Genomic DNA, 7,540 nt, shown 5'->3' with positions numbered 1-7,540 from the left:
ATCAACTTCCAGCTCCTGGGCGGCATCTGGATCCTCCAGACGTTCCCGGCCCTGGTCGGCGGCCTGTTCACCCGCTGGTTCCACCGCTGGGCACTCCTCGCGGGCTGGGCGGTCGGCATGGTCTACGGCACGCTCGCCGCGTACGGGATCGCCTCGCCGGCGCAGAAGCACTTCGGCGGTTCCAGCGCGAAGATCCCCGGCATCGGCGAGATCGGCTACATCGGCCTCACGGCGTTCGTCCTCAACGTGGTGGTGACCGTGGTGCTCACCTTCGTACTGAAGTCGCTGAACGCCCCCGACGGCGTCGACGAGACCGAACGGGGGGACTACACGGCCGACGCGGAAGCAGCCGTCCCGGACAGCCGGCGAGGGCCGCGGACCGGCGATTCGCTTGCCCCGTCCGCCGGTTGAGGATCCGCCCGGCACGCGGCTTCCGGCCCCCCGCGCTCAGCCCGCGCCGGGCCGGAAGCTCACGGGTCCGCCGTGTCACGCGGCAGCCGGGTGGCCGATCGACTGGAGCGCGGCGGTCACCGTCCTCCTCAGCGCCCGGGGGTCGGCACCGGCGCGTGAGCGCAGGTTCACGCCATAGGCGAGCAGGGCCAGCAGGTCGGCCGAGGCCGCCGGATCGGCCCCCGCGGCGAGTTCTCCCTCGGCCTCGGCCGTGACCAGTGCCGCGTACATCGCGTCTCGCAGCTCCTGGTGGTGCTGGTCGAGGACGGAGCGGACGCCGGGGTCGCCGCTCTCGGCGCCGGCGTGCGCGTTGGAGACCATGCAGCCCCAGCGGGCGTACTCGCCCGAACACCTGGCCTCGATCAGGCCGTCGAAGAACTCGGCGACGGCCGGCAGTCCGCGCTCGTCCTCGGCGAGCCGGCGGAACATGGGTTGCGACCGCTGCTCGAGGTAGCGGCGCAGCGCGGTGAGGTAGAGCTCCTGCTTGCCGCCGAAGGTGGCGTACAGGCTGGAGCGATTGAGACCGGTCGCGGCCACGATGTCCTGGATTCCGGTGGAGGCCACGCCCTGCCGCCAGAACAGCCGCACCACGGTTTCCAGGGCTGCGTCCGGATCGAAGTGCTTGACGTCCGGCATGAGTCACCCCGCCATCTTGAAATGAGGATTCCAAGATACTCCGCACCCGTCGAAGGGCAAAGGGAGCGCCACGCACGCCGCCGGCGCACCGCCCGTCCGGGAGCGGCATCCAGGTTCGTCCACGATCCCCCCGGCGGGACGGCACCGCCGCCATCCTGCGGCCATGAATCGCATACCAGCACTCTGGACGGCGGCCTACGGCCCCCGAGGGCCCCGGTTCCTCCGCTTTCTCGCCCGCCGGGGGATCCGGCTGACCGAATTCGTGCGCATGCTCGCCCTGGCGGACCACCGCCCGTTCACCACTCTTTGAGCTTCCCACCGCACGTCGCCTGGCGCGGGGCCATGTCCTGCCTTTATCTTGGAACGGTCGTTTCAAGTTCTGGGGGGGGGCTCCGCCCCGCGCCTGCCATCGACCGGGAGAAATGCAGCATGCTCAGTCTCAACGCCGAACTGCGCGCCTTCTACGACGCCCGCCAGCAGCAGATCCCCGCCGAGGTCCGGGAGGTCATGCGGCGATCCGGCCAGGCACTCGCCGACTCCGGACAGAGCGACCGGGCCCTGACCGTCGGCGACCAGGCCCCCCGGTTCCGGCTGCCCTCCGCGACCGGCCGGACGACGGCCCTGGACGACCTGCTCGCCGACGGCCCGGTCGTGCTGACCTTCTACCGCGGAGCCTGGTGCCCGTACTGCAATCTCGCCCTGCGTGCCCTCCAGCAACACCACACCGACATCACCGCACGCGACGCCCGCCTCGTCGCCGTCTCCCCGCAGATCCCTGACGAATCCCTCACCCTCACCGAGAAGCACGACCTCGCCTTCGACGTCCTCAGCGACATCGGCTCAGACACCGCCAAGCAGTACGGCCTCGCCTTCGACCTCCCCGACGACCTCGCCGCCGTCTACGACAAGCTCGGCTTCGACCTCCAGCGCGTCAACGGCGGCCACCCGCGCACCCTGCCCCTGCCCGCCACCTACGTCATCGACGGCACCGGCACCATCCGCTGGGCCTTCGCCGACACCGACTACACCAAGCGGGCCGAACCCGCCGACATCATCACCGCCCTCGACGCGCTCGGCTGAGGCGCCATCCAGCGCCTGTTCGGCGCGGCGACCTGACGACCGGCCCGGGTCCCGCGGCGACGCCGATGCGATTCCGGGCGGCCGGAGGACAACTCCGGCCGCGTCCAAGGCAGTCGGACGACCGGTCCCGGCACGCTGCTGGATGCTCCAGCGGTGCGGATGTCCGATGGACGGCGAGGTCCGGGAAGTGCGCCCCTACATCGAGCGGGCGTGGGGGTGTGGTCCTCGTCATGGACGCGACCTCAGGCACCCGGCAGCCCCGGTCGCCACCGACCCCCGGGCAGCGGCTGCACGGCACCGGGTCCTGCCGAAGCGCACGGTCCGGCTGCCGGCACCCGGAGTCCGGTGGAAGCACCCGCCACCCGCTGTCACTCGTAGGGGGCATCCGGTGCGGCGCATGCGTGCGCCCGCATGCGGGGACGCCGGATCGTGCGCACGGTGAGACCCAGGGGCCGTGACGACGGTGAGGGCAGATGATCGTATCGGTGGTATCGATGCCGGCGGGGAGTGCCACTCATACCGGCCTGCCAGAGGCCCGGGAACGCCTCGCCGGGTCCGACTTCCTGCTCGTCGACGTCCACCTGCCCGACGACCCGACGACCGACGACCCATCGACCGGCGATGCTAAGACGGACGAACGGCCGGTCATCGAACAGCTCGGCCTGGAGGCCGAGACCCCGTACTGGTTCGGCAGGGTCGGCGAACCCGCGAGGGCCGATTTCCTCGGGGACAGGGCAGGCTTCGTCGTCCCCGTGTTCGTCGACGACCGGATCGTCCGCATCCACGCCCTCGTGACCGAGCGGCACCTGGTCACGCTCCACCGAGGGCCGGCCACGCCACTGGAGAACTTCATCGCGCGGCTGAGGCATGAGGGGCCGCCCGACACCGTGGCCATGCTCTTCCTGCTGCTCCAAGAGGCCCTGGAGACGTTCCGCCGGGCCGCCGTGGCGGACCTTCTGGTGGTGGAGGACCTGGAGGACGAGATGTTCGAGAAGCGGAACCCGCAGCAGGTCTACCGCCTGGCACAACTGCGACGGCGCGCCGCGCTTCTCCACCACACCCTCCTCCCGTACCTCCAGGTGACGGACGAGACCTTCACGAGGCGGATGCTGAACCGCGGCTTCCCCGAACAGCGCCAACGGCTCGCCCGGGAGTTCCAGCACGCCGGCAGACTGGTGCTCACGGACGTCGAGGCCCTCCAGGACGCCACCCGGCGGGCCTCCGCCAGCTACTCCTCCCTGGCGGCAGGCGAGCAGAACGGCGTGATCAACCGGCTGGCCATCGTGTCGACGATCTTCCTGCCGCTGACGTTCCTGACCGGCTACTTCGGCATGAACTTCAGTTTCCTCACGGACGAGATGGAAAGCCGGGCCGTCTTCTGGCTCCTCGCCGTCGGTCTCCAGGTCGGCGTCCTGTTCGCAGCGCTCTACGTCCTGCACCGTACCCACCTCTGGCGCAGGCTGCGTAATGACGACGATCTGGAGGACCGGTAAGTCCGCAGCCGGTCACCGGGAGGACCGCTGGACGTCGTCTCGGCCCGTGCGGTGCAGGGAATGCGTGGGGGTTTGCCTTTCGGCAGTGCCCTGTTGTCGAGGCGCTCCCGGCGACACCCGGTCGGCCTCTACGAGGTCAACTGCTCACGTGCGCTGCGGCCGGAGCCGGTGGACCTGACGCCACGTTCGGGCCGGCTGATCTCGGCCCACACGGCGTCGAGGGAGAGGCCGAGGACGTCGGCGATCGCCGCGATGGTCGGGAAGGCGGGGGTGGCCACGCGGCCCGACTCGATCTTCCGGAGGGTCTCCGGTGAGACACGTGCGTCGAGCGCGGTGTCGAGCATCGAGCGCTCTCCTCTGGCCCGCCGTAGGAGGGCACCGAGGCGCTGTCCGCGTTCGACCTCTGCGGGGGTGAGCGGCAACCTGACCATGACTCCCATTCTAGTACCGGTATAGTAGTCCCGGTATAGTTATTGGTCGCATGAGAAGGGCGCCGCATGATCGAGATCTTGAACCCCACCCTGCTGGCCCGGGCGAAGGACACAGGCGCCCTGGTCGCTGACATCCTCCAGACGCTGAAGAGCCGTAGCGCGGTCGGCACGAGCCTTCTGGACATCGACCGGTGGGCCAAGACCATGATCGTCGAGGCGGGAGCGCAATCCTGTTACGTCGACTACGAGCCGTCCTTCGGGCGCGGCCCGTTCGGCCACTACATCTGCACGGCCGTCAACGACGCCGTCCTCCACGGACGGCCGTACGCCTACAGGCTCGCCGACGGCGATCTGGTGACACTCGACCTCGCCGTCTCCAGGGGCGGAGTCGCCGCAGACGCTGCCATCAGCTTCATCGTGGGCGACGCCAGGCCGTCGGAGAGCGTCGCGATGATCGATGTGACCGAACGCGCGCTGGCCGCGGGGATCGCCGCTGCCGGGCCCGGGGCGCGCATCGGCGACATCTCCCATGCCATCGGCACGGTCCTCGGCGAGGCGGGGTACCCGATCAACACCGAGTTCGGAGGTCATGGCATCGGATCGACCATGCACCAGGACCCGCACGTGCCGAACACCGGCCGGCCCGGCCGCGGTTACACGCTGCGCCCCGGGCTGCTGCTGGCGCTGGAGCCGTGGGTCATGGCGGACACCGCTGAACTCGTCACCGATGCCGACGGCTGGACGCTGCGAAGTGCGACGGGCTGCCGGACGGCACACAGCGAGCACACGATCGCCATCACCGAGGACGGAGCCGAGATCCTCACCTTGCCGAAGCAGGCGCGGTCGTGAGGCCCGAGCCCCGTGTTCCCTGACGCCCGCCGCATGGACGGCACGGACGGCAGGGACGGCACGGACGAGCGCCGTACCGGCCGCCCCCTACCGGCCACCGGCAACCGCTGAGGGCGGGCACCCGCACGAGGTTCTACTCGTCGAGTTCGGCACGTACGCGGCGTGACGGGCTGAAGGTGTAGAGGTCGAGGATGCCGGGCGGTTCGGTGAGGCCGGGGCCGCCGCCCTCGATCCAGGTGGCGATGTCGGCGGTGGCGTCGCAGTCGTTGACCAGGCCGAGCCACGCCGGGCGCCCGCCGGCTTTGCGGCCGGCAGGGGAGGGCTGGACCACGACCACGTTGGCGCGCTCGCACGCGTCCAGGCAGTCGGTGACCCGCACGGTCGCCGTCCCGTCCAACGCCTGGCGCAGCGCGCGGAGTTGGGCGGCGTGGTCGAGGCCGGGAACCTTCGGCGTGCCGCAACAGCAGCCGCGGCAGACGGTGACCATGGGCCGTGCCGCTTCGGCCCCGGTGGCTGGGGCGGGCGCGGCACGGCGGGAGCGTTTGCTCACGCGGCGCCTCCTCGGACGGGGTTGTGCCAGGCCGTTTCACGCAGCAGGCGCAGGCCGTTCAGGCCGACGACAACTGTAGAGCCTTCATGGCCGGCGACACCGAGCGGCAGGGGCAGGGTGGCCAGGAGGTCCCAGGCCACCAGGGCGGTGATGCACACGGACGCGATGACGAGGTTCTGGACGACCAGGCGCCGTGCGGCCCGGGAGAGGGTGACGACCTTGGGGATGGTGGCGAGTTCGTCGCGGACGACGACGGCGTCGGCTGTCTCCAGGGCGAGATCGGAACCCGCCTTGCCCATGGCGATGCCCGAGTGGGCGGCGGCGAGCGCGGGGGCGTCATTGACGCCGTCGCCGACGACGAGCACCCGGCGGCCCTCGGCCTCCCGTTCCCTGACGGCGGCGACCTTGTCCTGGGGCAGGAGTCCGGCGCGGACGTCGCTGATGCCGACCTGGCCGGCCAGCTGTCGGGCGGCGCGTTCGTTGTCGCCGGTGAGCAGGGCCGGGGTGCGGCCGGTCAGCGCGGTGAGGGCGGCGACCGTGGCGGCGGCGTCCGGGCGGAGCCGGTCGGCGATGCCGATCACCCCGGCCGCAGTGCCGTCGCTCAGGACCAGGACCGCGGTCCGCCCGGCGCCCTCCAGGTCCGCCACGAAGTCGCGCACGGTCGCGCCGAGTTCGGGCAGGAGGTGGGCGGGGGAACCGACCCGGACGGTGCGGCCGTCGATGGTGGCGCTCACGCCCCGGCCGGGGGCGGAGGCGAAGTCCAGCGCCTCCGGCAGCGGCAGACGGCGTACGCGGGCGGCGTCGACGACCGCGCGGGCGAGCGGGTGCTCGCTGGCGTGCTCCGCCGCCGCGGCCAGCGCCAGCAGCGTGTTCTCGGTCAGGCCGGTGCCCGGCAGGGGACGGACATCGGTGACGCGTGGGGTGCCCTCCGTCAGGGTGCCGGTCTTGTCCAGGACGACGGCGTCGACCTGCCCCAGGCGTTCCATCACGACGGCGGATTTCGCGAGGACGCCGTGGCGGCCGGCGTTGGCGATCGCGGACAGCAGCGGCGGCATCGTGGAGAGCACCACCGCGCACGGAGAGGCGACGATCATGAAGGTCATCGCCCGGAGCAGGGCGGGCCGGAGGTCGGAACCGAAGGCGAGCGGGACCGCGAAGACGGCGAGGGTGGCGATGACCATGCCGATCGAGTACCGCTGCTCGATCTTCTCGATGAAGAGCTGAGTGGGGGCCTTGGTCCCGGAGGCTTCCTCGACCATCTTCACGATCCGCGCGATCACCGAGTCCGAAGGGTCGCGCTCGACCCGGACGCGCAGGGCACCGGTGCCGTTGACGGTGCCCGCGAACACCTCGTCCCCGACCCCCCTGGCCACCGGCAGCGGCTCCCCGGTGATGGTGGCCTGATCGACCTCGCTCGCCCCGTCGAGGACCTGACCGTCGGCGGCGATCCGCTCACCGGGCCGTACCAGGATCGTGTCCCCGACCTTCAGCGCCTCGGCCGGGACCGTCTCCTCGCCGCCGTCGGGCAGGAACCGGGTCCCGGTGGACGGGGCGAGATCGAGCAGGCCGCGCACGGAGTCCGCGGTGCGGGCGGTCGCGACGGCCTCCAGGGCGCCGGAGGTCGCGAAGATGACGATCAGGAGCGCCCCGTCGAGGACCTGGCCGATGGCGGCCGCGCCGAGAGCGGCGACGACCATCAGCAGGTCCACGTCCAAGGTCCTGTTCCCGAGAGCCTTCAGGCCCTCCCGTCCCGGCTCCCAGCCGCCGGTGACGTAGACGGCGGCGTACAGCGGAGCCCACAGCCAGTCCGGGGCGCCGAGGAGATGAAGCGGGAGGGCGGCCAGGAACAGGACCAGCGCGGCCAGCGCCCACCGGGCCTCCGGCAGCGCCAGCACCCGAGTACGCCTCGGTGCGGGCGCCGGACGCGGGTCGGCGGCGGCAGGCGCGGGCCGCTGATCCAGGACAGAAGGCACGACAGGACAACCCTTCACCGGCGGACGGGGCAATACTCCCACCATACAGGAACGTCTGAATAGGTCTTCATGTGTCAT

General features: G+C 71.4%; 8 protein-coding genes and 1 pseudogene. 5 read left to right on the top strand and 4 right to left on the bottom strand.

What is annotated here, in order from left to right; all coding sequences use genetic code 11:
* Nucleotides 1-411: pseudogene (locus tag AB0F03_RS34465) on the top strand (sodium:solute symporter); the annotation flags it as partial.
* A 75-nt stretch (nucleotides 412-486) separates the two neighbouring features.
* On the opposite strand, the gene AB0F03_RS34460 reads toward AB0F03_RS34465, so the two are convergent.
* Nucleotides 487-1,086 carry a TetR/AcrR family transcriptional regulator gene (locus AB0F03_RS34460; protein WP_361999517.1) on the bottom strand — a complete coding sequence of 200 codons (600 nt, stop codon included), beginning with the start codon at nucleotides 1,084-1,086 and terminating at the stop codon, nucleotides 487-489.
* 163 nt (nucleotides 1,087-1,249) lie between these two features.
* Between AB0F03_RS34460 and AB0F03_RS34455 the strand changes: the two genes are divergently transcribed.
* The 3 genes from AB0F03_RS34455 to AB0F03_RS34445 all read left to right on the top strand — a co-directional run bounded on the left by AB0F03_RS34455 (nucleotide 1,250) and on the right by AB0F03_RS34445 (nucleotide 3,659).
* On the top strand, nucleotides 1,250-1,396 hold the full coding sequence (locus AB0F03_RS34455; protein ID WP_361999515.1) for a hypothetical protein: 147 nt from the start codon (nucleotides 1,250-1,252) through the stop codon (nucleotides 1,394-1,396).
* Nucleotides 1,397-1,515: 119 nt separating this feature from the next.
* Nucleotides 1,516-2,166: a peroxiredoxin-like family protein gene (locus tag AB0F03_RS34450; protein WP_361999512.1), complete on the top strand. Its 651-nt coding sequence runs from the start codon at nucleotides 1,516-1,518 to the stop codon at nucleotides 2,164-2,166.
* Between the two features lie 473 nt (nucleotides 2,167-2,639).
* Nucleotides 2,640-3,659 carry a CorA family divalent cation transporter gene (locus AB0F03_RS34445; RefSeq protein WP_361999509.1) on the top strand — a complete coding sequence of 340 codons (1,020 nt, stop codon included), beginning with the start codon at nucleotides 2,640-2,642 and terminating at the stop codon, nucleotides 3,657-3,659.
* Nucleotides 3,660-3,787: 128 nt separating this feature from the next.
* Here AB0F03_RS34445 and AB0F03_RS34440 read toward each other — a convergent pair whose 3' ends face one another.
* Complete coding sequence (locus AB0F03_RS34440) at nucleotides 3,788-4,090, bottom strand: helix-turn-helix transcriptional regulator (RefSeq protein WP_361999507.1); 303 nt, start codon at nucleotides 4,088-4,090, stop codon at nucleotides 3,788-3,790.
* Between the two features lie 66 nt (nucleotides 4,091-4,156).
* On the opposite strand from AB0F03_RS34440, the gene map reads away from it, so the two are divergent.
* Nucleotides 4,157-4,939 (top strand): type I methionyl aminopeptidase, encoded by a 783-nt coding sequence (gene map / locus AB0F03_RS34435; RefSeq protein ID WP_361999504.1) that lies wholly within the window; start codon nucleotides 4,157-4,159, stop codon nucleotides 4,937-4,939.
* Nucleotides 4,940-5,072: 133 nt separating this feature from the next.
* Here the strand turns inward: map and AB0F03_RS34430 are convergent, their stop codons facing one another.
* A complete protein-coding gene (locus tag AB0F03_RS34430) occupies nucleotides 5,073-5,489 on the bottom strand; it encodes a (2Fe-2S) ferredoxin domain-containing protein (RefSeq protein ID WP_361999502.1) in 417 nt (138 codons plus the stop codon).
* A complete protein-coding gene (locus AB0F03_RS34425) occupies nucleotides 5,486-7,462 on the bottom strand; it encodes a heavy metal translocating P-type ATPase (protein ID WP_361999499.1) in 1,977 nt (658 codons plus the stop codon). The genes AB0F03_RS34430 and AB0F03_RS34425 overlap by 4 nt, the downstream gene beginning before the upstream one ends.
* Nucleotides 7,463-7,540 lie beyond the last annotated feature (78 nt).

Source organism: Streptomyces sp. NPDC028722 (assembly GCF_040637655.1).
GTDB lineage: Bacteria > Actinomycetota > Actinomycetes > Streptomycetales > Streptomycetaceae > Streptomyces.
The sequence above is the reverse complement of the archived record's forward strand: the minus strand, read 5'-3'. Positions and strand labels throughout refer to the sequence as shown.

Bases quoted from the DNA above. Each gene is read 5' to 3' on its own strand.
- AB0F03_RS34460 (WP_361999517.1), bottom strand. From the start codon at position 1,086: ATGCCGGACGTCAAGCACTTCGATCCGGACGCAGCCCTGGAAACCGTG.
- AB0F03_RS34455 (WP_361999515.1), top strand. From the start codon at position 1,250: ATGAATCGCATACCAGCACTCTGGACGGCGGCCTACGGCCCCCGAGGG.
- AB0F03_RS34450 (WP_361999512.1), top strand. From the start codon at position 1,516: ATGCTCAGTCTCAACGCCGAACTGCGCGCCTTCTACGACGCCCGCCAG.
- AB0F03_RS34445 (WP_361999509.1), top strand. From the start codon at position 2,640: ATGATCGTATCGGTGGTATCGATGCCGGCGGGGAGTGCCACTCATACC.
- AB0F03_RS34440 (WP_361999507.1), bottom strand. From the start codon at position 4,090: ATGGTCAGGTTGCCGCTCACCCCCGCAGAGGTCGAACGCGGACAGCGC.
- map (WP_361999504.1), top strand. From the start codon at position 4,157: ATGATCGAGATCTTGAACCCCACCCTGCTGGCCCGGGCGAAGGACACA.